Origin of the sequence: Streptomyces indicus (genome assembly GCF_900100315.1) — a bacterium.
Lineage (GTDB): Bacteria > Actinomycetota > Actinomycetes > Streptomycetales > Streptomycetaceae > Streptomyces > Streptomyces indicus.
On record NZ_FNFF01000001.1, the window covers coordinates 406,194 to 430,465 of the forward strand.

The following is a 24,272-nucleotide window of genomic DNA, read 5'->3' on the forward strand; positions in this document are numbered from 1 at the left end:
GCGTTACCAGACAAGGCCCACGTACCCCGGTTCGGCCCGGCGCGCCGCGGCGTCGGGGATGCGGACGAGGTCGATGAGCAGGGTGCCGTCGCCCTGGGGCAGCGCCGCCAGGACGGCCGGGTCCTTGGTGCCGATCAGACACACCTCGGCGTGGTCGAGCACCTCGTCCACGGAGTCCACCAGGAGCTGGGCGATGTGCGGCAGCCGGGTCTCGATGTACTCGCGGTTGGCGCCGAGTAGTCGGGAGAGGTTGACGTTGGCGTCGTAGATCTTGAGGTCGTAGCCCTTGCCGATGAGGCGTTCGGCGAGTTCGACGAGCGGACTCTCGCGCAGGTCGTCGGTGCCGGGCTTGAAGGAGAGGCCGAACAGGCCGGCGCGGCGTTTGCCGGTGCGCTCGACCAGCTCCACCGCGCGTTGCAGATGGTCGGAGTTGGACGGCAGCACGTGGGACAGGATCGGCACCGAGACATCGGCCCGGCGGGCCGCGTGCACCAGGCTGCGCAGGTCCTTCGGGAGGCAGGAGCCGCCGAAGGCGAAGCCGGGGCGCAGGTAGGCGGGGCTGATGTTGAGCTTGCGGTCGGCGAGGAACACGTCCATCACCTGGTGCGGGTCCACGCCCAACGCCTGGCATATCGCGCCGAGTTCGTTGGCGAAGCCGATCTTGAGGCCGTGGAAGGCGTTGTCCGCGTACTTGATCGCCTCGGCCGTCGCGATGTGGACGCGGAACACCTCGCCGGGCAGCCCCTCGTAGAGACCTGCCACCACGTCGCCGCTCGCCGCGTCGAGTTCGCCGATGACGGTCTTGGGCGGGTCGAAGAAGTCCCGCACGCTGGTGCCCTCGCGCAGGAACTCGGGGTTGACCGCGACGCCGAAGTCCACGCCTGCGGTGCCGCCCGTGTACTTCTCCAGGATCGGCACGAGGAGGTCGAGGCAGGTGCCGGGGAGCATGGTGCTGCGGAAGACGACGGTGTGCCGACCGCCGGACGTGCCGCGCTCGGCGAGTGCGGCGCCGATCTGTTCGGTGACCCGCTCCAAGTAGGTGGTGCACAGGCTGCCGTTGGGCTCCGAGGGTGTGCCCACGCAGACCAGGGACACCTCGCTGTGCAGGACCGCCTCGCGGACGTCGCGGGTGGCGCGTAACGCGCCGGTGCGGACCACGTCGGCGACCAGTTCGCCGATCCGTTCCTCGACCACGGGTGCCTTGCCGTCGTTGACCAGGTCGACCTTGGCCTGGTTCACGTCGACGCCGACGACCTCGTGGCCCTGGCCGGCCAGGCACGCGGCCGATACGCAGCCCACGTAGCCGAGCCCCAAGACGCTGACCCTCATTCCTGTCCCTCCCCCTGCATGGGCCTTGCGGCCCGCGTTCCGTGCGCCTGACCGGACGGCGACCCCCGCGCGTCAGTAAGCCCCCTGTCCTTGGAGCACGGCACGCAGCGTCTTCCACAAGATCACCGCGTCCAGGGCGAGCGACCAGTCCTCCACGTACCGCAGGTCGAGGCGGACCGCCTCCTCCCACGGCAGGTCGCTGCGTCCGCTGATCTGCCACAGGCCCGTGAGGCCGGGCTTCACCAGGAGCCGCCGCCGGATGTCCGGGCCGTACGCGGCGGACTCCTCCGGCAGCGGAGGGCGCGGACCGACGAGCGACATCGATCCGGCCAGTACGTTGAACAGCTGCGGCAGTTCGTCCAGCGAGTAGCGCCGCAGCACCGCGCCCACGCGCGTCACCCGCGGGTCCCTGCGGACCTTGAACAGCAGGCCCGCGCCCTCGTCGAGCCCGGCCAGCGCGGCGCGCGCCTGGTGGGCGCCCGAGACCATGGTGCGGAACTTGTAGATGGTGAACTCGCGGCCGTCCTTGCCGACCCTGCGCTGCCGGTAGAACACCCCGCCCCGGCTGTCCGCGAGCACGACCAGGCCGACGAGCAGCATCAGGGGCGAGAACACCACGAGCAGGACCGCGGCCCCCAGCCGGTCGGCCACCGACTTGACGACCCGGCGGCCTCCGGTGAACACCGGCATGCTGACCCGCAGCAGCGGGATGCCGAGCACCGCGTCCACATGCAGCCGGGGTCCGGCCACTTCCATCAGGACCGGGGCCACGACCATGTCGGCCTCGCTGCCTTCGAGGTTCCACGACAGCTTCTGCAGCCGGTCCGGTGTCCAGTGCGGGTCCGGGGTGATCGCGACGACGCGGTAGCCGTCGCGCCTGACGTGCAGGGCGACGTCGCCGAGGCGGCCGACGACCGGCACCCCGTCCAGGTGGTCGCTCCCGGGTCCGCGTCCGCTCGGGGTGCACACCGCGTCCACGCGCCAGCCGAGATGCGGGTACTTGCGGGCCCGGGCGATCAGGTCCCGTACGGTGTCCGGGCTTCCGGCGGCGAGTACGGGCCGCAGACAGCGGCCTTCCGCGCGCTGCTTGTGCAGCCACCGGCGCAGCAGATAGCGCTCGGTCATGGTGACCAGCGCGATCGCGGGGATCGCGACGAAGATCCAGAGTTTGATGTTGCGGGAGCTGAGCGCGATCCCGCCGAGCGAGAGGACCACGGCCGCCGTGAACAGGGCCCGGCCGAGCCGGCGGAACTCCTCGGCGCCCTGGCCGAGTACGGCCGGCGCCCACGACCGGCTCACCGCGAGCGCCCCGAGGACCAGAAGCTCGGTGAGGAAGGCGAGGATGCGCCACTTCTCGTGCCAGTCGGCCGCGTCCCGCACCCCGAAGAAGCCGCCGATCGCCGCCACCACGAAGGCGGTGGCCGCGGTGTCGCTCACGATGACGGTACGGCGGTACCGCTGCTCCCAGTCGGTTGCGGACTGATCGATCGCCCCGCCCGCCGGCCGTCCGCGCGCCGGTGGAAGCGGGCCGGCTAATTCCTCCTGCCGCACGGCCCCGCCGAGGTCCCCAGGTGGTTCCACGTGCTCGCCCGACACGGTTCCTCCCCCCAGGAGGCCCCCGCCCCCCGCCCTGTCGCTCCCCCGGGAGGCCCCCGCCCCCCGCCCTGTCGCTCCCCCGGGAGGCCCCCGCCTCCCGCACCGCGCTGTTCCTCCGCCGGAAGGCCCACACCCTCCGCGAACACACCGCCCTTCGGCGCCAGTTGCACAACACGCGTAGACCGCAGAAGCCTTCGGGGGCTCCCCGCTCCCAAAGGTCTACTCCCCTGGCGACAAGGTCGATAGATCATGATTTGTCGCCTGGTTTCCCGGCACGTGAAGCGTCAATCTAGACCATCGCGGGCCGGGTGAAGAGAGGATGTGTGTAATTTGTGCGGAACCTTTGAAGCTGCTTACACCGATCGTTACCCGCATGTAGGCGCCTGTACGGCGGGCATATGCCGCGCGACCTGCGTCAAGTCGCCTTTGCGAAGACGAGGACTTCGGTGGTGCCCACACCCATGGGCGCGAGGAAGCTCCCCTCCAGCTCGCAGCCGAGGCTCGCGAAGAGGTCCACACACGTGCCGCGCGGCAGCGCCGCGGGGTACGAGTCGTGCCCCGTGCCGCCCTCGGCCGCCCAGGCGCGCATCGTGTCCGGGCCGAGACAGGTCTCCGTCATGGCATCGAAGACGATGCGGCCGCCAGGGCGCACGACCCGCGCCATCTCGAGGAAGTAGCGCGAAGTGCCCAGGAACGTCAGGGTGTTGAACACCTTGTGCGCGAGGACGAGGTCCACGCTCGCGTCCGGTGTGGGGGCGAGGCTGAAGCCCGCGACGGGACGGGCCACGACGCCGAAGGTCTCGACCAGATGGTCGGCCCAGGGCTGCGCCGTCTCGTAGATCTCGTAACGCCCGGGCGCGCACTCCTTGAGGGTCAGCTCAAGGTAGCGGCCGGAGCCGGGGCCGATCTCCAGGACGGTGTCCGGGCCGGCCGCGAAGACGCCGCGCGCGGCGAGTTCCTCGATGGTGGACCGGGTAGCCCCGGGCGTCCCGTTCATGACCTCGTCGATGTAGTCGCCGACCGACAGGCCGGCGGACCGTGCGGCCCGCATCGTCGCCTCGAAGGGGATGAACTCGTCCACCCCGCCCCGGTTGTCGGTGCTGCGCACGATGTCGAACCCGGTCCGCGCCACGAGCCGTTTGACCCCCGACTTCAACGCCGACCTGCTCTTTCCCACGGCCCCCACGCAGCATCCCCCCAAGTCGCCTGCTCGCCCGGCACCGAAAGGCACCGAAGCTCGGACGTAGCGGGCAGCGTAGTGGGGGTGCGGAGGCGGACGGAGGGATTCAGGTGCAGTGCCTTCCGCCCCAACTCCTTTGCCTCACAAGGGCGTTGGGGCTGTTTCAGGACATGGCGAGCAGGGCCCCCGCGCCGGTTTCAGGCCATGCATCACGGTGCCGGGGCCCTGCACTCCAAGGCCAGTACCTGTCCTGACCGCTCACGCCTTGACGGCGATGACCTCCACGTAGCGCGAGGGCACCTTCAGGGTGCCGTCGGTGGCCGTGTTGTGCTCGTCGGCGAGGGCGACCATGTCCTCGTACAGGGCCTTGCCGCCTTCACCGAGCGCTTCCATCGCCTTGAGCGTGGGCCCGTAGTACGTACGGAAGCAGTCGGCGAACCCGGCCGCCGAGCCGAACCGGAACACCATGTCCCGCGGCGCGAAGGTCACTTGGCGCACCCGGTCGCCGAACAGCTCGCGCACCCTGGCCTCGTCGCCCCACAGCGGCGGTGGCTGGATCCCGGGTGGCGGCGGCAGATGCCGGCCGATGGTCTTGAAGAGACGGCCGATGAACCCGTCCGGTGTCCAGTTCGCCAGTGCGATCGTGCCGCCCGGGCGGCAGACCCGCGTCAGTTCGGCGGCGGCCGCCTCCTGGTGGGGCGCGAACATCACGCCGACCACCGAGAGCACCGCGTCGAAGGAGCCGTCCGCGTAGGGCAGCGCCTCGGCGTCCGCCTCCTCGAAGGCCAGGTCGAGGCCCTCCGCACGCGCACGGGCCGCGCCGCGTTCGAGGAGCTGCGGCACATAGTCCGTGGCCGTCACGCGGCAGCCGCACCGCGCGGCCGCGATCGCGGCGTTGCCGGTGCCGGAGGCCACGTCGAGGACGCGTGCGCCGTGGGAGAGGTCGGCCGCCTGCACGAGGTGCTCGGCCATGGGGTGGATCAGTGCGGCGATCACGCCGTAGTCGCCGCTGGCCCACGTCGCCTGCTGCTTGGCCTTGATGCCTTCCAGAGTGGGTTTCGGGTTCATGCCCGGAGATTAGGACCAGCCGGACTTCCCGTACATCAGCGCATATGCGTAGGTGGTGCGGGTCCTGTCTACGCGCGTACGGGGGCGCGGTGGCCCGCCGGAGTTTTCAGCCTCCCGTAACGGGGACCCGGGCCGCGGTACGGCGGATCTCCCGGAAGGAGCAGGCCATGGGCACGGCAAGCGGGAAGAGGATCGTGGTCACCGGCGCCACGGGGAACGTCGGCACCAGTGTGGTGCGGCTGCTGAGCGAGGACCCCGGTGTGGACTCGGTGCTCGGTGTGGCGCGCAGGCTCCCCGGGACCCGGCCGCCGGGCACCGACTGGCTGGCGTCCGATCTGGCGGCGGAGGACGAGCTGAGCAAGCATTTCGCGGGTGCGGACGCGGTCGTGCACCTGGCCTGGCGGTTCCAGCCCACCCATGACCCGGTGGTCACCTGGCGCACCAACGTCCTGGGCAGTCTGCGGGTCTTCGAGGCCGCCGCGGCCGCGGGCGTGGGCGCGCTGGTGCACGCCTCGTCCGTGGGCGCCTACTCACCGGGCCCCAAGGACCGGGCGGTGGACGAGTCCTGGCCCACGCACGGCTGGCCGGACGCGGCGTACTGCCGCGAGAAGGCCTATCTGGAGCGGGTGCTCGACTCCTTCGAGACCGCGCATCCCGAGATGCGCGTGGTGCGGATGCGGCCCGCGTTCCTGTTCAAGCAGGAGTCGGCGAGCGAGCAGCGCCGCCTGTTCGCCGGACGGTTCGTGCCCGGACAGCTGGCCCGGCCCGAGCTGCTGCCCGTGCTGCCCGGCATCCCCGGGCTGCGGGTCCAGGCCCTGCACACCGACGACGCGGCGCAGGCGTACCGGATCGCCGCGCTCGGTGACGCGCGCGGCGCGTTCAACCTGGCGGCGGAGCCCCCCGTGGACGCGGAGCTGCTGGCCGAACTGTTCGGTGCGCGCGTGCTGCCGCTCCCGCGCCGTGCGGCCCGAACGGCCCTGGCCGCCGCATGGCGGGTGCATGCCGTGCCCGCCTCGCCGCACCTCTTCGACGCGGTGCTCAGGCTCCCGCTGATGGACTGCACCCGGGCCCGGGTCGAGCTCGGCTGGCAGCCCGAGCGCAGCGCCGTCGAGGCGGTGCAGGAGCTGCTGCACGGCATGCGGCAGGGCTCGGGGCTCGACACGGCGCCGCTGGCCGGGCGGACGGTGGGGTGAGCCGGGCGCGTGGTTGAGCCGGGCGCACGGTGGGGTGATCCGGACGCGCGGTTGAGCCGGGCTCGCGGTTGAGCCGGGCGCACGGTGGGGTGAGTGGGCGGAGCGGCCGGGCTCGCGCGGCCGGTGGGGCCGCCGCGTCCCGCCGGTGCGGGCGCCGGGCCGCCCCGCCCTTTCACCTTCCCGTCACGCGCTCAGCGGTTGCCCTTCGGCCGGCCCGGCTGGTCCGGGTTGCCGTGCGGCGGCGCGCTCCGGGGTTCGGGCGAGGTGGCGGGCGAGACCTTCGAGCCCGCGCGGGCGTGCGCGCGTTCGGGGCCGGCCGCCGGGTCGCCGCCCGACAGCGCGCTGCCCGCCGCGACCTGCTGGATCCGGTTGTCGAGCAGCTGGATCACAGCCGTGCGGTGGGCGTGGGCGCGCTCGTACGTCATGAGCTGCTCCAGGGCGTCCGTGTCCAGTGCGCGGATGCGGTGCTCCAGCGTGCCCAGCGGGAGTTCGTCGTAGTCGGGCAGGGGGAGGGTCTGGCGTGGTGCGTCAGCCATCGGTCGCTCCCTTCGGGGTCGTCGGTGTGCCGCGGCGAAGGCGGGCGCGTCCCGGCCGCGATACGGCCGGGACGCCCGTGTCTCCGGTGCGCCGCGGGACCGGTCGGGTGCCCGCACACGGGATACGGAAACGGGTCACCCGCACGCGTTCTCCGCACCCGTCCCGCCGACGACACCCCTCCCGCTGACCGCAGCCTCCCCGCGCGTCACGCCGCACCTCCCCGACGCGTCATGCGCACCCCGGCCCCACCGACGCTCAGCCGCCCTCCGCCTCGAAGGTGCGCAGCAGATCCGCCGCGACGCTCACCGCGATCGTCGCCGGGTCCTTGCCGCTGATTTCGGTCAGGCCGATGGGTGTCTTGATCCGGTCGATGACGGCGTCCTCGTGGCCGCCCTCGGTGGACAGGCGCTTGCGGAAGCGGGCCCATTTGGCCGCCGAGCCGATCAGCCCGATCGAGCCGAGATGGCCGGTACGCAGCGCCGCGTCGCACAGCGCGGCGTCCTCGGCGTGGTCGTGGGTCATGATCAACACGTGGGTACCCTGCGGGAGTTGGCCGAGCACCTCCTCCGGCAGCAGCGGGGTGTGGTGCACGTGCACCCGCGCCACCGCGTCCGCGAGCGCCCCGAGCCGTTCCTCCGCGAGGAGGTCGGCGCGGCTGTCGACCAGGTGGAGCTCCAGGTCCTGGCGGGCCAGGATGCGGGCGAGTTCCAGGCCCACGTGCCCGGCGCCGAACACCGCCACCGCCCGGACGACCGGCAGCGGTTCGAGCAGCACCTGGACCGTGCCGCCGCAGCACTGCACGCCGTGCCGGTTGGTGACCTTGTCGTTGAGGGCGAAGTCCACCAGCTCCGGTTCGGTCTTGCCCGCTTCGATCAACTCCCGTGCGCGGTCGATCGAGACGGCCTCCACGTTGCCGCCGCCGATGGACCCCCAGGTCTCGCTGCGCCCCACGACGAGCTTGGCACCGGCCTCTCGCGGGGCGTGACCGCGCACGGTCGCGACGGTCACGAGGACGCCGGGCTCCCGGCGTTCCCGCAGCCGCGCGACCGCGGCGATCCACGTCATGTCAGGCACCGCTCAGCGCTGCCGTGTCGCCGCGGAGCCGGCCGTCGGTCCCGCCTGAGCCGACCATGCCGGCGGTGCCGTTCACACCGTTCAACCGGGTCGACCCGTCGGAGCCGTCCGAGCCGACGGCCCTCTCCGAACGGGCCGTCTCCACCGCCCAGTACACCGCTTCCGGTGTCGCGGGCGAGGCCAGCTCCACGCTCACGCCGCCGGGGCCGAACGCGGCAGCGGCCTGCCGCAGCGCCTCCCGTACCGAGAAAGCGAGCATCAGCGGGGGCTCCCCCACGGCCTTGGAGCCGTAGACCGCGCCTTCCTCGGTGGCGTTCTCCATGAGCGTGACGTGGAACTCCTCGGGCATCTCCGAGAAGCTCGGCAGCTTGTACGTGCTCGCGGCCTGCGTGAGCAGCCGGCCGCGCTGCGGGCCCTCGCCCGTGTCCCAGCGCATGTCCTCCAGGGTCAGCCAGCCCGCGCCCTGCACGAAGCCGCCCTCGACCTGGCCGATGTCGATCATCGGCGAGAGGCTGTCGCCCACGTCGTGCACGATGTCCACGCGCCGGATCCGGTACGCCCCGGTGAACCCGTCCACCTCGACCTCGGCCGCGGCGGCCCCGTACGAGAAGTACTTGAACGGGGAGCCCTGGAACGCCTTCGCGTCCCAGTGCAGGCCCTCTGTCCGGTAGAAGCCGGCGGCCGAGAGCTGGACGCGCTGGAAGTACGCGGTGCGCACCAGGTCGTCCCAGGCCAGCTCCTTGTCGCTGCCGAGGCCGCGGGCCACGCCTTCGACGATCCGTACGTCGGAGGCGTTCGTGCCCAGTTGCGTGGCGGCGACCTGGAGGAGCCGCTCGCGCAGCTGCTCGCAGGCGTTCTTGACCGCCGCGCCGTTCAGGTCGGCGCCCGAACTTGCCGCGGTGGCCGAGGTGTTGGGGACCTTGTCGGTACGGGTCGGGGCGAGGCGCACCTTGTGCAGCGGGATGCCGAGGGTGGTTGCGGCCACCTGGAGCATCTTGGTGTGCAGGCCCTGGCCCATCTCGGTGCCGCCGTGGTTGATCAGGACGGAGCCGTCCTTGTAGATCAGGACGAGGGCGCCGCCCTGGTTGAAGGCGGTGAGGTTGAAGGAGATGCCGAACTTGATGCCGGTCAGTGCGAGGCCCCGCTTGGTGTGCGGGTGCGCGGCGTTGAAGGCGGCGATCTCCCGCTGCCGGTCGGCGAAGCGGGCGCTGTCCTTGACCTGCTGCCATACGGCGCCGATCCGTTCGGGCTGGGTGACCTTCTGCCCGTACGGCGTGCAGTGGCCCTCGCGGTAGAAGTTGCGCTCGCGCAGCTCCGTCGGGTCCAGGCCGAGCAGGGGTGCGCAGCGGCCCATGATGTCCTCGATCACGAGCATGCCCTGCGGTCCGCCGAAGCCGCGGAAGGCGGTGTTGGAGACCTTGTTGGTCTTCGCGATCCGGCCGGCGACGCGGGCGTTGGGGATCCAGTACGTGTTGTCGATGTGGCAGAGCGCGCGGGCCGTGACCGGCTCGGACAGGTCCAGGCTCCAGCCGCCGTCGGAGGTCAGGGTCGCGTCGAGGGCCTGGATCCGGCCTTCTGCGTCGAAGCCGATCCTCCACTGCGCGTGGAAGCCGTGCCGCTTGCCGGACATGGTGAGGTCCTGGGTGCGGTTGAGGCGGACGCGCACCGGACGGCCGGTGAGCTTGGCGCCGAGTGCGGCCACGGCCGCGAAGCCGTGCGGCTGCATCTCCTTGCCGCCGAAGCCGCCGCCCATGCGCAGGCACTGCACGGTGACCTCGTGGCTGCTGAGCCCGAGGACGTGGGCGACGATCTCCTGGGTCTCCGAGGGGTGCTGGGTGCTGCTCTGGATGAACACCTGCCCCGCCTCGTCGATCTGCGCGAGGGCGGCGTGCGTCTCCAGGTAGAAGTGCTCCTGGTCGGAGAACTGGAACTCGCCGGTGAAGACATGGGCGGAGTCCGCGAACCCGGCCTCGACGTCGCCGGTCACCATCACGGGCCGTGCGCCGTGGAAGCTCTCGGCGGCGATGGCCTCCTGCAAGGTGATGACGGAGGGCAGTTCGTCGAGGTCCACCTCGACGGCGGCCGCGCCGAGCCGTGCGGCTTCGAGGGTCTCGCCGAGCACCCAGGCGACGGCGTGGCCGTGGAACATGACCTCGTCGGGGAAGAGCGGCTCGTCGTGCTTCATGCCGGCGTCGTTCACGCCGGGCACGTCCGCACCGGTCAACACCCGCACCACACCGGGCACTTCGAGTGCGGCCGCGGTGCGGATGGCGGTGATCCGGCCGTGCGCCTTCATGACCTGCACCGGGTAGGCGTGCAGCACGCCCTTGGTGCGCTGCACGAGGTCGTCCGTGTACAGGGCGGTGCCGGTGACGTGCTGGTAGGCGCTCTCGTGCGGCAGGGACGCACCGACGACGGGCTTCTCGGGGCGTGCGGACAGCTGGCTCATGGCTCAGGCCCCCTTCGTGGTCTGTGCGTACAGCTTCTTCAGGCTCTGGCCGAGCATCGCGCTGCGGTAGAGGGCGGAGGCGCGGTGATCGTCCATCGGCGTGCCTTCGCCGCGCAGCACGCGCGCGGCGGCCTCGACGGTCTCCGCCGACCACGGCTCGCCCTCCAGAGCGGCCTCGGTGGCGAGGGCGCGGATCGGGGTGGCGGCCACGCCGCCGAGTCCGATCCGGGCCTTGCGAACGCGCCCGTCCTCGAGGTCGAGCGCGAAGGCCACGGCCACGCTGGAGATGTCGTCGAAGCGGCGCTTGGCGATCTTGTGGAAGGCGGCGACGGATGACAGCGGGCGCGGGATGCGGACGGCGCGGATCAGTTCGCCCGGACGACGCACGCTCTGCCGGTAGCCGGTGAAGTACTCGGCCAGCGGCACCTCGCGCTCGCCCTCGGTGCCGGCGAGCACCACCGAGGCCTCCAGGGCGAGCAGGACCGGCGGGCTGTCGCCGATCGGGGACCCGGTGCCGAGGTTGCCGCCGAGGGTGGCGCCGTTGCGGATGAGCCGCGAGGCGAACTGCGGGAACAGCTCGGCGAGCAGCGGCACTTCACCGTCGAGGCGACGTTCGATCTCGGTGAGGGTGAGCGCGGCACCGATCTCGATGCGCTCGGAACCGAGGTCCAGACCGCGCAGTTCGGGCAGCCGGTCCACGGCGACGACGCAATCCGCCCTGCGGGAGCGGATGTTCACCTCCACACCCCAGTCGGTGGACCCGGCGACGACCACGGCGTCCGGCCGCTCGTTCAGCAACTGGAGCGTCTCGGCGAGGGAGTTCTTCCGTACGAAGGTCTGCCCGTCCCGGGTGTACGTGGTCGCGGCGGGCGCGGGCGGGGCCTCGTCGCGGCGGCGCGCGAGGCGGTCGTCCTCCGCGGGGGCGCCGACGGCGAAGGCGGCGTCGCGGATGGGGCGGTAGCCGGTGCAGCGGCAGAGGTTGCCGCTCAGGGCGTGCAGGTCGAAACCGTTGGGACCGTGCTCCGCATCGGCGGGGTGCTGCGCTTCGCCGTCACCGGCCGGGTGCTGGGCGTCTGCGTCACCGGCCGGGTGCTCGCAGCGGCCGGGACGGTAGTACTCGGCGGCCATGCTGCAGATGAACCCCGGTGTGCAGTAACCGCACTGGGATCCGCCGCGCGTGGCCATCTCCTCCTGCACCGGGTGCAGGGCGGGTGCGGTGCCGGGCTCGCCCACGGTGGCGAGTCCTTCGGAGGTGATCACCTCCTGGCCGTCGAGGGCCGCGGCCGGCACGAGGCAGGCGTTGACCGCCACCCAGTCGGTGGGCTTGTCCACACCGGGGCGGGCCACGAGCACCGAACAGGCGCCGCACTCGCCCTCCGCGCAGCCCTCCTTGGTGCCGGTCAGGCCGCGCTCGCGCAGGAAGTCGAGGGCTGTGGTGTGCGGGGCGGCGGGTGCGAGCGGGGTGTCGCTTCCGTTGACGGAGATACAGGGCTCTGTCTGATGCGCCAAGGCAGGGCAGCTTTCTGTGTTCACCCGCGCGGGAGTCCGGCCGCGGGCAGGGGAACGGCACGCGCGCAGAGGCGTGCCGGGGCAGGAAGACTTAAGGTGCGGCGCGGTCAGCAGCCGTGCGCGATGCGGCCCGGCACCCAGACGGTGAGCTGGGCGAGGCGGCCGAGGTCGGAGAAGGTGTTCATCCGCGGGTGGCCTCCTTACGCCGTCACAGGTCTCACAGGTCAGAGGCCCGCAACGTAATCGCTCCTCCCGGCAGGGGTCAAGAGCCGCCCGGACGCCGGGACGCCACCGGATCACCGCTCAAGATCGGGGGCACCCCTACGGTGCGCGCGGACCGTCGCATAACCTCGTAGGAGAGGAGACCTTCGGTGACGTCGTGTGTCTCCGCATCCGGGAGGCGACGGTGATCAGATCAGGCGCGCGTTGGCTCGCCGGTGCCATGGTCCTCGCGTGCGTGGGCCTGGTCGGCCCCAGCGCACCGGGCGGGACCCTGGCGTCGCGGCCCCTGCCGCCCGACCAGATCCGGGAGGTCGTCCCGAACCGGGTGATGACCTGGAACATCTGCAACCCGTGCAATGCCACCGGGTTCAACGTGGGCCGCGCCGCCGAGATCGCCCGGTTCGCGCCCCAGGTGATCGCTCTTCAGGAGGCCTGCGTCCGCGATGTCCAGGCGATCCGGGACCACTTGGAGTACCTGTACGGGATCACGTACCACGTCGAGTACGGGTCGGTCCTGAGCAGCTGGAACCGCTGCGGCGGCGCACCGTGGAACCCCGGCGGCTTCGGCCAGGCGCTCCTGTCGGCCGCGCCGATGACGGACCTGGAGACCGTGGAGTACCCCGAGGGCGGGTCCGAGGACCGCGGCTATATGGCGGTCACGACCGAGGTGGACGGCCGTCAGGTGCGGGTCTTCGCCACCCATCTCGCCCAGCGGCAGCAGGCGGACGTACGCGAGAAGCAGGCGGCGGTGCTCGCGCGGGCCGTCGCGCGGCATGAACGCGCCATCGTGCTGGGCGACTTCAACGCCGAGCCGACCACCCCCGAGCTCGCCCGGATGTGGGATCTGGCCGAGGACGGGGACCCGGCGTGCAACCCGGCCGGGACCGGCGGGGTGTGCGAGCCGACCACGGACTGGATGAGCAAGTTCGACTACACCTTCGTCCGCGGCATCGCCCCCGTCGAGAACGGTGTGCACCTGAGCGAGTACTCGGACCACAACCTGGTGCACACGGACCTGGACGTGACCGGCGCCCCGGAGGCCGGACGGGACGCCTGAGCCCGTCTAGAGGCGCGCGAGCAGCCGCTCCAGCGGGCGCGGGATCCGGTCGATGTCCAGTGACTGCACCATCGCGTGCGCGTACTGCGCCTTGCGTCCCTTGTGCGTGCCCATGAAGCGGCGCAGCTGCTGGTCGATGGTGCGCTCGCGGTGGAACGGCTGGTTCTGAAAGGTACGGAAGGGCCGCAGCTCGTCCTGCGCCTCGATGACCTGCTCCACCCCCGCGGGTCCGAGCGCGCGGATCAGCTCGTCCTCCAGGTCCGCGTCGCACACGTAGAAGCCCAGGCTCTCCAGGTCGTCCTGGGTGCCCGCGGACCCGAACCCCTCGCGTTCCAGGGCGCGTTGGAAGTGCCGCACCTCGCCGATGTCGACCAGTCCGGTCGTGGGGGCGCCGAGGCCGCGGGGTCCGCAGCGGGCGAGGAAGTGGCCGATGTTGGTGGCACCGCCGAGCGGGATCACCGCGACGGCCTCGGCTTCGAGATCGCGGCCGCGCCGGGCCGCGAGGGCGTCGAGCGCGCGTACGTCGCTGTCGCCCTCGACGAGGACGACGGTGCGCAGGCCGATCCGCTCGGCCAGTTCCTTCGCCTGTGCACCGGCCGCCGGCTCCCCGGTCCGCTGCGCGGCCCACCGGGTGACCGCGCTGCGGAACTGCCCCATCTCGTTCATGGGGCCAGTCTCGCAGTGCGATCACCCGGTGGGGCAAGGAGTTTTCGCCGGGCTTGGCGCTTCGCAGGCCTGGCGGGCCGCGGCCCTGCGCAGGCCTGCCGGGACGCGGGCCTAGCGGACCAGCTCGCCGTCGCGGGCCACGATCACGCCGCCGTGCACGACGAGATCGCGGGCCGGGGTGTCGACGACGACCTGCGGCACGCACTCGGCGTCCAGGACCACGAAGTCGGCCGGGGCGCCCGGCGCGAGGTCGGCGTGCGGTAGGCCCATGACGTCCGCGCCGCCGTCGGCGGCTGCCGTGAAGCAGGCGGTGAGCTCCTCGTCGAGGCGTACGTCGGTGACCCAGCCCATCTTGTGGGCGCGGTCGAACATGTCCGCGTTGCCGAACGGGCTCCACGAGTCGCGGATGCCGTCGGAGCCGAGGCCGACGTGCACCCCGTACTCGCGCAGCTTGGCGATCGGCAGGACGAGGTCGGCGGAGGGCGCGACCGTGGTCAGCGAGATGCCGAGCTCGCCCATCTGCTTGCCGTACTGGGCGAGTTGGGCGTCGTCGAGCTCCGGGACGCAGAAGACGTGGCTGACGGTGACCTTGCCGTGCAGGGACAGGGCGCGGGTGCGCTCGATGATGCCGCGCAGGGCCGCGAGGCCGCGCTCGCCGCGGTCGTGCAGGTGGATGTCGAGGCCCACGCCGTGCCGGTCGGCGATCGCGAACAGGACGTCAAGCTGCTCGACCGGCGCCTGGTCGAAGCCGCCCGGGTCGATGCCGCCGATGAAGTCCACGGCACCGGTGCGCGCGGCCTCCTCCAGGAGTTCCTTGGTACCGGGCGTGCGGATCACGCCGTGCTGCGGGAAGGCCACGATCTGCACGTCGAGCGCGTGCTTCAGCTTCTCGCGCGCGGTCCCGAGGCCCTCGACTCCCGCGAGGTCGTAGGCCGGGGCGACATCGGCGTGGGCGCGCATGGCGCGGGTACCCCGGGCGACGGCGTGCCCCATGAGTCCGTACGCGCGCTCGGCGACGGAACGGGTCTGGCTGTTGAAGAGCTCGACGTCCTGCGCCACGTAGTCGGCGATGGAGTTCGCCGGCTTGCGGGTGACCCACTTGCCGCCCCACGTGGTCTTGTCGGGGTGGATGTGGGCGTCGATCAGGGAGGGCAGCACGGCGCGGCCGCGGCCCTCGACGACCTTGGCACCGCGCGGCGCGGGACGGTCCGAGATCCTGCCGTTCTCGACGACGAGGTCCACCGACCTGCCCGTGCCGAAAGGCCGTACGTCGCGGAAGACGACGGCCTTGCCGTCGTGGACGCCGTGCCCGTCCCCGCGGCCGGGGTGCTCGTCGGCCTGGGCGGGCACGCCGCCGGCGACCGTGGCGGCACCGGCGAGGGCGGCCGCTCCGGCGAGCACGTTGCGGCGCGAGACGGCGGAGGAATGCGAGGGGGTCATCGGGCTCCTTGCGTGCGTATGAGGGGGCTGCGCGGTGCGGGTGGCAGTGCGGGGCGGTGGGCCGGCACGGGTGGCAGCGCTGGGCGGTCGTCCCGTACGGGTGGCAGCGCGCTCAGAGCGCGATTCCCGCCCGTACGACCTGGGCCGGACGCTTGAGGACGGTCACGTCGGCCAGCGGGTCACCGTCGACGATCACCACGTCGCCGGCGAAGCCGCGCACCAGGCGGCCCGCCGTGCGCTCGAGGCCGAGCAGGCGGGCGGCGCCGGTCGTGGCGGTGCGGATCGCGTCCAGGGCGGACAGTCCGGCGGAGCGCATCAGCTCGATCTCCCGGCCGATCGGCTTGACCGTGCCACCGGAGGAGTCGGTGCCGGCCGCGAGCGGGACGCCCCGCTCGTGCGCGGCGAGCACGGCCTGCTTGAGCACCGGCAGATAGGTGCGGCCGCGCTCGGCGAGGACGGGGTTCGAGGACTCGGCGAGACCGGCGATCGCGGAGAGTGTCGGCGTGAAGTACGTGCCCCGGCGGCACATCTCCGCCAGCGTGCGCTCCCCCACGTACACGCCGTGCTCCAGGGAGCGGATGCCCGCGGTCACGGCGTCGTGGCAGCCCTGCTCGGCGTAGCTGTGGCAGAGCACGCCCTTGCCGCCGCGGCGGGCCGCGGTGACGATCTCGCGCAGCTGCTCGTACGAGTAGACCTGGGCGAGCGGGTCCTGCTCGGGCAGGCCGGCGCGCTCGTTGACCCGGGTCTTGACGCAGTCGACACCGCGGGCGAGGTTCACCTCGACCACGCGCCACAGCGCCTCGGCGGAGCGCACCCCGTCCTTCAGGCGGGCCAGCTCGGTGAGGTCGGGGTCGGCGAGCACGGTGTCGCCGAGGTCGGGCGTGACGAAGACGCCGGCGGCCCGGAGGCGGGGTGCGAGGGCAGGCACCTGGCGGGCCAGCTCCCGTACGGCGATGTCCTGGTAGAAGTTCGTCGAGCCGCTGCGGGCGCTGGTGGCGCCCTGCCGTACGGCGTCGCGCGCCTCGGCGGCGGTGTTGAGGTGGATGTGGGCGTCGATCAGCCCCGGCAGGATCCACTTCCCGTGTGCGTCGACGGCCTGCACGCCCTGCGGCACGGACACGTCACGGCGGGCGCCGGCGGCGCGGACCACGCCGTTCGCGATGACGACGACGGCGTCATCGGTGACGTCGCCGGTCTTCGGGTCGAGCAGCGCCCCGCCCTCGACCACGAGGTCACCGCCGCGGGCTGCGCCCGCCTTCGCCTTGTCGCCACGGTCCTGGGCCGCCGCCACGGCGGGCGTGGCCACGGTGGCGGTGCCGGCGAGCGCGGCGGCCGCGGCGAGCACCCCGCGGCGGGTCATCCGGCTGGGGGGAGGCGGTGCGGCTTCCACGCACATGAGGGCTCCTCGGTGGGTCGGGGGACGCGACGGATTTTTTGTATACCAAATTGGAGAACGCGATCAAGGGTGTTACGCCGAAGCCCCTGAACTTCCTTGACAGAGCTGCACATTTACCCGAACTGCCGCCAATGTCTCCGTCGTGTTGGTATACAAAGCCAGAGCGCCGCCGCATGTGATCAGTGACGGACCGGCCCCTCTCCCCCTCACCGGCGGGCCAAGTTAGCCTTACCTGACTCTGAAGACAGCCTGGTGGGGAGCGAACATGCGGGACGCCGCGCGGCACGACGGGCGTGAGGTCCTGCGTACGGTGATCAAGGACGAGCGGCGGCGGGTGGCCGCGGCCTGCGTCCTGAACTCCTCGCATCAGATCGGCGAGGCCCTGATCCCCGTCCTCATCGGCTTCATGGTCGACCGGGCGATCGTCCGCCCCGACCTGGCCGCGTTCGGCCGCTGGGCACTGATCCTCGCGGTCGTCTACGTCTTCCTCTCGGGCGGTTTCCAGCTGGGCGCCCGCGCGGCCGAATACGCCAAGGAGCACGCCGGGCACACGCTGCGCCTGCGCCTGATCCGCCGGGTCCTCGACCCGTACGGCGGGGCCGAGCGCGGCCGTCCTCCGGGCGCGCTCGTCTCCGTCACCACCGAGGACGCCCGCCGGGCCGGCGCGGTGACGATGGCGCTTCCGCTCGGCTTCGGAGCCGTGGTCGGTCTGGCGACGGGTGCGGTGCTGCTGCTGCGCGCCTCGGTGCCGCTCGGCCTGCTGATTCTTCTGGGCACACCGGTCCTGATGGGCCTCGGCCAGCTGCTCGCGCGTCCGCTGGAGCAGCGCAGTCACGCGGAGCAGGAACGTGCCGCCCACGCCTCGGGCGTCGCCGCCGACCTGGTCGCGGGCGTCCGGGTGCTCCAGGGCCTCGGCGCGCAGCGGGCCGCGTCCGACCGCTACCGGCGCACCAGCCGGGCCGCGCTCGACGCGACGGTGCGGGCGGCGCGGGCCGAGGGGGTGCAGACCGGGATGATGCAGACCCTCACGGGTGTGTTCATCGCGCTCGTCGCCCTGGTGGGCGGGCACCTGGTGCTGTCCGGCGCCATCGGGCTCGGTGAGCTGGTGGCGGCCGTGGGCCTCGCGCTGTTCCTGCCCGGGCCGCTGCACACGGTGGCCTGGATGGCGGCGGACGTGGCGCGCTCGCGGGCTTCGGCGGGACGGGTCGGCGAGGTGCTCGCCGCACCCGGGGACATAGCCGTGGCGGGCGACGCGGGGACGCCGGTCGGAGCAGGCAGCGCGGGGACGTCGGCCGTCACGGGCGGCGCGGGCACCTCGGCAGGAGCGGGCAGCGCGGAGACCCCGGCCGGAGCAGGCAGCGCGGGGGCCTCGGCCGGAGCAGGCAGCGCGGGCACACCGGCCGCAGACGACCGCGTGCCCGCCGCACGCACCGAAGCGACTCCCCCGGCCCTCCGGCTCACCGGCCTCACCCACGAAGGCCTCACCGACCTCGAACTGGCCGTCGCCCCGGGCGAGTTCCTCGGTGTGGTCGTCACCGACCCCGCCCACGCCGACACCCTGGTCCGCTGCCTGGCCCGCCGCACCGACCCGGACGCGGGCACCCTGGCCCTGGACGGCGTGCCCTTCACCGCGCTGCCGCCGCGCGAGCTGCGGGCCCGGCTCCTCGTCGCCGCCCATGCGGCCGACCTGTTCACCGGCTCGATCGAGGAGAACATCACCGCCGCGGGCGGCACCGCCCACGAGGCCGCGTCGCGTGCCGCGGCCGCCGACGAGGTGGCAGCCTCCGTACCCGGGGGCATGGCCGCACCCGTCGGCGAACGCGGGCGCGCGCTCTCCGGCGGACAGCGCCAGCGCATCGCGCTCGCGCGTGCGCTGGCCGCCGACCGCGAGGTGCTCGTCGTGCACGACCCGACCACGGCCATCGACGCCGCCACCGAGGCCCGGATCGCCACCGGTCTGCGCGAGGTGCGCCGGGGCCGTACGACCGTCCTGGTCACCAGCAGCCCCGCGCTGCTCGCCGCGGCCGACCGCGTCGTCCTGATCGACGGCGGCCGGCTCACCGACGAGGCCCGCCACGAGGAGCTCGTCCAACGCAACGCTCGCTACCGGACGGCGGTACTGGCATGACGACCACGCCCGACCTCGTCGAGGAGACCACCGGATGCCCCGCGCCCGACGCGGCGGACGCACGGAACTCCGACCTGCTGCCGGTCGCCTCCGGCAAGCGCACCCGCGCCGCCGCCCTCGAACTTCTGCGCCCCGACCGGGGCCTCGCCGTCCGCTCGGCCCTCGTGCTGGTCGCGGCGACCGCGATCGGCCTGCTCACCCAGCCCCTGCTCGGCCGCATCGTCGACCTCGTCGCCGAAGGCGCACGCGGCGCCGGCACGGTGTCGACCGGAACCCTGACCCTGCCCGTCGTGCTCCTCGTCGTGGTCGCCGTGCTGCAAGGCGCCTCGACCGCGCTCGGCCTCGGGATGACCGCGCGCCTGGGCGAGTCGGTGCTGGCCCGGCTGCGCGAGCGGTTCGTCGAGCGCGCCCTGGCCCTGCCCGCGGACCGGATCGAGCGGGCCGGCTCCGGCGACCTGACCGCGCGCGTGACCGGCGACGTGGCGCGGGTGTCGGAGGCGGTGCGCTCCGCGCTGCCCGAACTCGCCCGCTCCAGCCTCACGATCGTCCTCACGCTCGGCGCGCTCGCCGTGCTCGACTGGCGCTTCCTCGTGGCGGCGCTGCTCGCGGTGCCGGTGCAGGCGTGGACGGCGCGCTGGTACGTGCGCAGGGCCGTGCCGCTGTACGCGAAGCAGCGCATCGCGACCGGGGCGCAGCAGCAACAGCTCCTGGAGACGATCGGCGGCGCGGACACGGTGCGCGGCCACCTCCTGGAGGAGGACCACACGCGGCGGGTGGAGGAGCGGTCGAACGCGGCGGTGGAGCTGAGCAAGCGCGGGGTGCGCCTGGTGCTCGGCTTCTACGGACGGCTGCACATCGGCGAGTACATCGGCCTGGTCGGCGTGCTGCTCGCCGGGCTGATCCTGGTCCGCGAGGATGCGGTGTCGATCGGTACGGCCACCGCGGCCGCGCTGTACTTCCACAACCTCTTCGGCCCGATCAACGCGGCGCTCGTCCTGCTCGACGACGCCCAGTCGGCGACGGCCGGACTCGCGCGGCTCGTCGGCGTGACCGATCTGCCCGAGGAGCCGGCGCGTCCCGCGGCGGCCACCAGTGCCGATGCCTTCGTGCACGTCCGGGGCGTCACCCACGCGTACGGGAACGGCTCCCCCGTCCTGCACGAGGTGGACCTCGACCTGCACGAGGGCGAGCATGTGGCGCTGGTCGGCACCAGCGGCGCCGGCAAGTCCACGCTGGCGCGGATCCTGGCCGGGGTGCAGCGCCCCACGAGCGGCGGGGTCACGATGCCCGCGCATGAGAACGGCAGGCCCGGCGCGGTCCTCGTCTCGCAGGAACTGCACGTCTTCGCGGGCACGCTCGCCGAGGACCTCCGCCTGGCCCGTCCCGACGCGAGCGACGAGGAGCTGCGTGCGGCGCTCGCCACGGTCGACGCGCTCGCCTGGGCCGAGACCCTGCCGGACGGCCTGGACACGGTCGTCGGCGAGGGTGCGCACAGCCTGGACGCGGCCAAGGCGCAGCAACTGGCCCTGGCCCGGCTGGTGTTGGCCGACCCGCTGGTCGCCGTGCTCGACGAGGCCACCGCGGAAGCCGGCAGCGCAGGCGCACGGGTCCTCGAACAGTCCGCGCGCGCCGCTCTCGATGGGCGCACCGCGCTGATCGTGGCCCACCGCCTCACCCAGGCCGCGACGGCCGACCGGGTCGTGGTCCTCGAACACGGCCGGGTCGTGGAGTCCGGTCCGCATGAGCTGCTCAAGGACGCGGGCGGCCCGTACGCGAGGCTGTGGGCGGCCTGGTCGGGCACGCGCGGACCGGCCGCCTCGGAGTGACGGTCGCCGGGCCCGCGTCACGCGCGGTCAGACCGGGCGGATCAGCTCCCAGGTGTCCACGGCCGTGTCCAGCGTCATCCCGTGCCGCTCGTACAGGCCGAGCGCACCCGAAGCGTTGTCGGTGTCCACGCCCAGACTGATCCGCTCGCGTCCCAGTCCCGCGTAGTACCAGAACGCGTAACGCAGCAGATAGCCGGCGATCCCGCGGCCGCGTGCGGCGCGCAGCACACCCAGGTTGCTGATCCATCCCGTCGTGACGCGGTCGTTGCGGGTGCGCAGGGCGGCGACGTCGCCCTGGCCCTCCAGGCGGCCGATCCAGACCAGCGACCAGTCGGCGTTCTCCGCGTCGATGTCGTGCAGCCACTGCTCGTACGTGCGCGGCTGGAAGTCGAAGTGGTCGGCGAAGGACTCCTGGAGCAGGGCGTGCGCGATCCGGCGGTCCGCCTCCTGGGTGCACGGGCGCAGGCACAGGCCGGGCAGGGGCGCGGGCATGGTGTCGGCGGTGGGCGAGAGCGGACGGTCCATCACGTGGTAGCGCCGCACCGTCCGCCAGCCGCGCTCGCGCAGCACCTCCCGGTCGACGGAGGTGGACACGTGCAGGCCCTGGTGGACCACGGCCTGCCGGGCGCCGTTCGCGGCGGCGCACGCGAGGGCGCGCGCCTCCATCGGCTCCAGCATCCGCCGCGCCCGGTCCGGGTTCCCGGGCAGCAGGTAGAGGTCCATGTCGATGCGCTCGCCGCCGGACTCGTCCCACAGCAGCCCGTAGCCGACCAGCTCCCCGTCCTCGTGCAGCAGCCAGGAGTCGCGGGCGAGGTCGACCTCGGGATGCTTCCAGTCGGCGAGGATCTCGGCGACGTCGGTCTCGGCCCGGCCGCCCTCGGCCACGTCCACGGCATTGACCAGCGCGGTGGCCGCGGCCGCGTCGCCGAGGGTGGCGGGCCGCACGGTCAGGTTCGTCATGGGGCCCACTGTGGGGCCGCGGCCGGGGCGCTCGCAACGGAGTTTCGGCGGGCCCGCAACGGAGGATCGGCGGGCCCGCATCGGAGGTTCGACGGGCCCGCGGCTACCCGATCTCCACCACCCTGGCCCAGTGCGGCACCGGGTCCGGTTCGTACTCCGTGTCGTCGTCCTCCGCGTAGCCGGGGCGCGGGAAGAGCCCGACCACGGTCCGGCACGGCGGCTGGCGCTGCGGCCAGGGCGTCTGCCCGTCCGTGAGCACGACGATCACGTCGGGCGCGGGCCCGCTGTGCAGGGCCTTGGCGAACCCGGCCCGCAGGTCGGTGCCCCCGCCGCCGAGCAGCGGAATGCCCTGACCGCGGCAGAGCGGGTGGACCAGGCGTGCCGAGGCGTCGCAGGGCACCACGTTCACCAGATCGCGCCGGCCGCCCAACGTCTTTGAGATCGCGGCGACTTCGAGCAGGGCCGAGCCGAGCTCCGCGTCGCTCACCGAGCCGGAGGTGTCGATCACAATGCTGACGCGGGGCGGCCGGCGGCGCAGGCTCGGCAGGACGATGCCGGGCAGGCTCACGGAACGGCGTGCGGGACGCCCGTACGTGTAGTTCTCGCCCACCCCGGGCGCGGAGGCTGCCGAGCGGATGGCGGCGCCCAGCAACTCCCGCCAGGGCTGCGGCGGATGGAGCGCCTCCTCCGCCCAGCGCTCCCAGGCCTCGGACGCGCTGCCGGGCCGCCCCTTGATGCCTTGCGCCACCCGGAACCGCACCAACTCCCGTTCCTGCGGGGTCAGTCCGTGGGCTCCGTCCGCTCCGAGGTCCCAGGGCCGGGTGCGGCCGTCGGCACCGCTGCCGCAGTCCAGCCAGGCGAAGCTCTCGGTGAGCCGGCCCAGGCGGAACTGCCGCAGATAGTCCTCCATCAGCTCACCGGCCGGCAGGCCCAGCATGTCCGGCCGGACCGCCCCCTTGGGCACGGGCAGTCCGTCCCCGAAGGCGTCGTCGTTGATCTCGCAGTCCCCCGCGATGTTCATCCGCAGCCGATCGCCCTCGCCGGTGAGTCCGTGCTTGTGCGCATAGCGGTCGCTGCGCCCGTGGTGGTCGCGCAGCAGATGCGAGACCTCGTGCACCCACACGGAGGCGAGGTCCTCGACGGACATGCGCTCCACGAAGGCCGGGGAGACGTAGCACCGCCAGTACCGGTCGACGCCCATGGTGGGCACCTGCCGCGAGGGCACGACCCGCAGGGCGAACAACGCGGTGGCCAGGTACGGACGGGCACGGACGGCGTGCAGCCTGGCCGCGTAGAGCTTGGCAGTGTCGAGTGCGGGGGTGTCCGCGGCGGCCTCCGTCCCCGCGCTCATCGACCCGCCTTGGCCTGCGCCGCCACGCGCGGCGCCGCCCGGTCCGCGTCCCGCGACACCGTGACCACGCCGGCGAGCTGCTCGATGGCCGCGGGCACGTCCCAGTCCGTGCGCCGCAGGGTGGCCAGGGTGGTCGCCGGTACGACGACGAGGTCGGGCGCACCGGTCTCCAGGGCGCGCACGAGCAGGGCCCAGGCCGCGTCCCAGCGTGCCCGGTCGGGCCGGGCCCGCACGGCCGCCACGACGGAGTCGAGGACGGCCTGCCGCAGGTCGCCGCGGTCCGGCAGCTCGGCCGACTCCGGTGCGGCGAGCAGCAGTTCGGGGTCCGGCAGGTCCATCCGGTCCATGCTCGCGAGGAGTTCGAAACCGGGTCCGTCGCCCACGGTCCCCCGTACGAGCAGCGAGAGCACCTCACGGGAGGCACCGGATGCGGTGGCGAAGGCGATCAGCCGCACCGTCATCTCCCAGCTGCGGGGCGAGGGCCAGGCACCGCCGCGCTTGGTCTCGGTGGTCGGCAGGCGGTGCACCAGGGAGGCACGAGCGGTGAGCAGTCCGCAGACGGCACGGCGTGCGTGGGCGACCGCATCCGTCAGGAGCGCCGGGTCGAGCCTGGGCAGCGTGGCCCGCGGCCACACGCCGCCCAGACCCCGTACGACGACCTCCTGGTCGTGGGCCCAAAGCAGATGCACAAACCGGTTCGCCAGGGGTGCGCTGAGCTCCCAGCCGTCGGCGGCCGACGCGCGCGGATTCACGGCGGCGACGATACGGATGCCGTCAGGCAGCCGCAGCGCGCCGATCCGCCGCTCCAGGACCACGCGCAGCAGCGCAGCCTGCACGGCGGGCGGCGCGGTCGACAACTCGTCCAGGAACAACAGGCCCTTGCCCGCACGGACGAGGCGCACGGCCCAGTCCGGCGGGGCCATGGGCACGCCCTGGACAGCGGGGTCGTCGCCGACGACGGGGAGCCCGGCGAAGTCGGAGGGCTCGTGCACGCTCGCGATCACGGTGGTCAGAGGCAGGTCGAGCGCCTCGGCGAGCTGGGTCAGCGCGGCCGTCTTGCCGATTCCCGGCTCGCCCCACAGCAGCACCGGCAGGTCGGCCGCGACGGCGAGGGTCAGGGCGGCGAGCTGGTCGTCGGGGCGCGGCTCGGTGGCGGTGTCGGCGAGGAGCTTCAACAGGTCGGCCGCTACGTCGAGTTCGGAAGACTGTGGGTTCTGCGGGTTCTGCGGCTTCTGCGGGTTCAGGGTCAAGAGTCATCACCTTTGTCTGTACGTGGAGGAGTCGCCGAAGT

General features: G+C 73.0%; 18 protein-coding genes. 4 read left to right on the forward strand and 14 right to left on the reverse strand.

Annotated elements, in window-relative coordinates; genetic code table 11:
* Positions 1 to 3: 3 nt before the first annotated feature.
* From BLT97_RS01845 to BLT97_RS01860, 4 genes are all read right to left on the reverse strand, one after another.
* Entirely contained in the window at positions 4 to 1,329 is a 1,326-nt protein-coding gene (locus BLT97_RS01845; protein ID WP_093606853.1) for a nucleotide sugar dehydrogenase, read from the reverse strand.
* 72 nt (positions 1,330 to 1,401) lie between these two features.
* The gene (locus BLT97_RS01850) at positions 1,402 to 2,880 is read right to left on the reverse strand and encodes a sugar transferase (RefSeq protein WP_093607700.1); all 1,479 of its coding nucleotides are present in this window, start codon (positions 2,878 to 2,880) and stop codon (positions 1,402 to 1,404) included.
* Between the two features lie 460 nt (positions 2,881 to 3,340).
* On the reverse strand, positions 3,341 to 4,057 hold the full coding sequence (locus BLT97_RS01855) for a methyltransferase domain-containing protein (RefSeq protein ID WP_093607701.1): 717 nt from the start codon (positions 4,055 to 4,057) through the stop codon (positions 3,341 to 3,343).
* A gap of 306 nt (positions 4,058 to 4,363) precedes the next feature.
* Positions 4,364 to 5,173: a class I SAM-dependent methyltransferase gene (locus BLT97_RS01860; RefSeq protein WP_093606854.1), complete on the reverse strand. Its 810-nt coding sequence runs from the start codon at positions 5,171 to 5,173 to the stop codon at positions 4,364 to 4,366.
* Between the two features lie 167 nt (positions 5,174 to 5,340).
* Between BLT97_RS01860 and BLT97_RS01865 the strand changes: the two genes are divergently transcribed.
* Entirely contained in the window at positions 5,341 to 6,366 is a 1,026-nt protein-coding gene (locus BLT97_RS01865) for an NAD-dependent epimerase/dehydratase family protein (RefSeq protein ID WP_093606855.1), read from the forward strand.
* A 191-nt stretch (positions 6,367 to 6,557) separates the two neighbouring features.
* On the opposite strand, the gene BLT97_RS01870 is transcribed toward BLT97_RS01865, so the two are convergent.
* The 4 genes from BLT97_RS01870 to BLT97_RS01885 all read right to left on the reverse strand — a co-directional run bounded on the left by BLT97_RS01870 (position 6,558) and on the right by BLT97_RS01885 (position 11,935).
* Positions 6,558 to 6,902 carry a DUF8129 domain-containing protein gene (locus BLT97_RS01870; RefSeq protein ID WP_093606856.1) on the reverse strand — a complete coding sequence of 115 codons (345 nt, stop codon included), beginning with the start codon at positions 6,900 to 6,902 and terminating at the stop codon, positions 6,558 to 6,560.
* 256 nt (positions 6,903 to 7,158) lie between these two features.
* Positions 7,159 to 7,968 (reverse strand): xanthine dehydrogenase accessory protein XdhC, encoded by an 810-nt coding sequence (gene xdhC / locus BLT97_RS01875; protein ID WP_093606857.1) that lies wholly within the window; start codon positions 7,966 to 7,968, stop codon positions 7,159 to 7,161.
* 1 nt (position 7,969) lies between these two features.
* Positions 7,970 to 10,426, reverse strand: a complete 2,457-nt coding sequence (gene xdhB, locus BLT97_RS01880; RefSeq protein WP_245769091.1) for a xanthine dehydrogenase molybdopterin binding subunit — start codon at positions 10,424 to 10,426, stop codon at positions 7,970 to 7,972.
* 3 nt (positions 10,427 to 10,429) lie between these two features.
* Positions 10,430 to 11,935: a xanthine dehydrogenase small subunit gene (locus tag BLT97_RS01885; protein WP_176953600.1), complete on the reverse strand. Its 1,506-nt coding sequence runs from the start codon at positions 11,933 to 11,935 to the stop codon at positions 10,430 to 10,432.
* Positions 11,936 to 12,341: 406 nt separating this feature from the next.
* Between BLT97_RS01885 and BLT97_RS01890 the strand changes: the two genes are divergently transcribed.
* On the forward strand, positions 12,342 to 13,214 hold the full coding sequence (locus BLT97_RS01890) for an endonuclease/exonuclease/phosphatase family protein (RefSeq protein ID WP_425442630.1): 873 nt from the start codon (positions 12,342 to 12,344) through the stop codon (positions 13,212 to 13,214).
* Positions 13,215 to 13,220: 6 nt separating this feature from the next.
* Here BLT97_RS01890 and BLT97_RS01895 read toward each other — a convergent pair whose 3' ends face one another.
* The 3 genes from BLT97_RS01895 to BLT97_RS01905 form a co-directional block, all read right to left on the reverse strand.
* Positions 13,221 to 13,880, reverse strand: a complete 660-nt coding sequence (locus tag BLT97_RS01895) for a TOPRIM nucleotidyl transferase/hydrolase domain-containing protein (protein ID WP_176953601.1) — start codon at positions 13,878 to 13,880, stop codon at positions 13,221 to 13,223.
* A gap of 111 nt (positions 13,881 to 13,991) precedes the next feature.
* Positions 13,992 to 15,320, reverse strand: a complete 1,329-nt coding sequence (locus BLT97_RS01900) for an amidohydrolase (protein WP_093606860.1) — start codon at positions 15,318 to 15,320, stop codon at positions 13,992 to 13,994.
* 112 nt (positions 15,321 to 15,432) lie between these two features.
* Positions 15,433 to 16,716: an amidohydrolase family protein gene (locus BLT97_RS01905; RefSeq protein ID WP_093606861.1), complete on the reverse strand. Its 1,284-nt coding sequence runs from the start codon at positions 16,714 to 16,716 to the stop codon at positions 15,433 to 15,435.
* A gap of 265 nt (positions 16,717 to 16,981) precedes the next feature.
* Here BLT97_RS01905 and BLT97_RS01910 point away from each other — a divergent pair, with 265 nt between their 5' ends.
* Both BLT97_RS01910 and BLT97_RS01915 read left to right on the forward strand, forming a co-directional pair.
* Complete coding sequence (locus BLT97_RS01910) at positions 16,982 to 18,844, forward strand: ABC transporter transmembrane domain-containing protein (RefSeq protein WP_093606862.1); 1,863 nt, start codon at positions 16,982 to 16,984, stop codon at positions 18,842 to 18,844.
* Entirely contained in the window at positions 18,841 to 20,670 is a 1,830-nt protein-coding gene (locus tag BLT97_RS01915; RefSeq protein ID WP_093606863.1) for an ABC transporter ATP-binding protein, read from the forward strand. The genes BLT97_RS01910 and BLT97_RS01915 overlap by 4 nt, the downstream gene beginning before the upstream one ends.
* Positions 20,671 to 20,697: 27 nt before the next feature.
* On the opposite strand, the gene BLT97_RS01920 is transcribed toward BLT97_RS01915, so the two are convergent.
* The 3 genes from BLT97_RS01920 to BLT97_RS01930 form a co-directional block, all read right to left on the reverse strand.
* Positions 20,698 to 21,630: a GNAT family N-acetyltransferase gene (locus BLT97_RS01920; protein ID WP_093606864.1), complete on the reverse strand. Its 933-nt coding sequence runs from the start codon at positions 21,628 to 21,630 to the stop codon at positions 20,698 to 20,700.
* A 103-nt stretch (positions 21,631 to 21,733) separates the two neighbouring features.
* Positions 21,734 to 22,981 carry a vWA domain-containing protein gene (locus BLT97_RS01925; protein ID WP_093606865.1) on the reverse strand — a complete coding sequence of 416 codons (1,248 nt, stop codon included), beginning with the start codon at positions 22,979 to 22,981 and terminating at the stop codon, positions 21,734 to 21,736.
* Entirely contained in the window at positions 22,978 to 24,231 is a 1,254-nt protein-coding gene (locus BLT97_RS01930; RefSeq protein ID WP_093606866.1) for an AAA family ATPase, read from the reverse strand. Before BLT97_RS01930 ends, BLT97_RS01925 begins: the two co-directional genes overlap by 4 nt.
* Between the last annotated feature and the right edge of the window lie 41 nt (positions 24,232 to 24,272).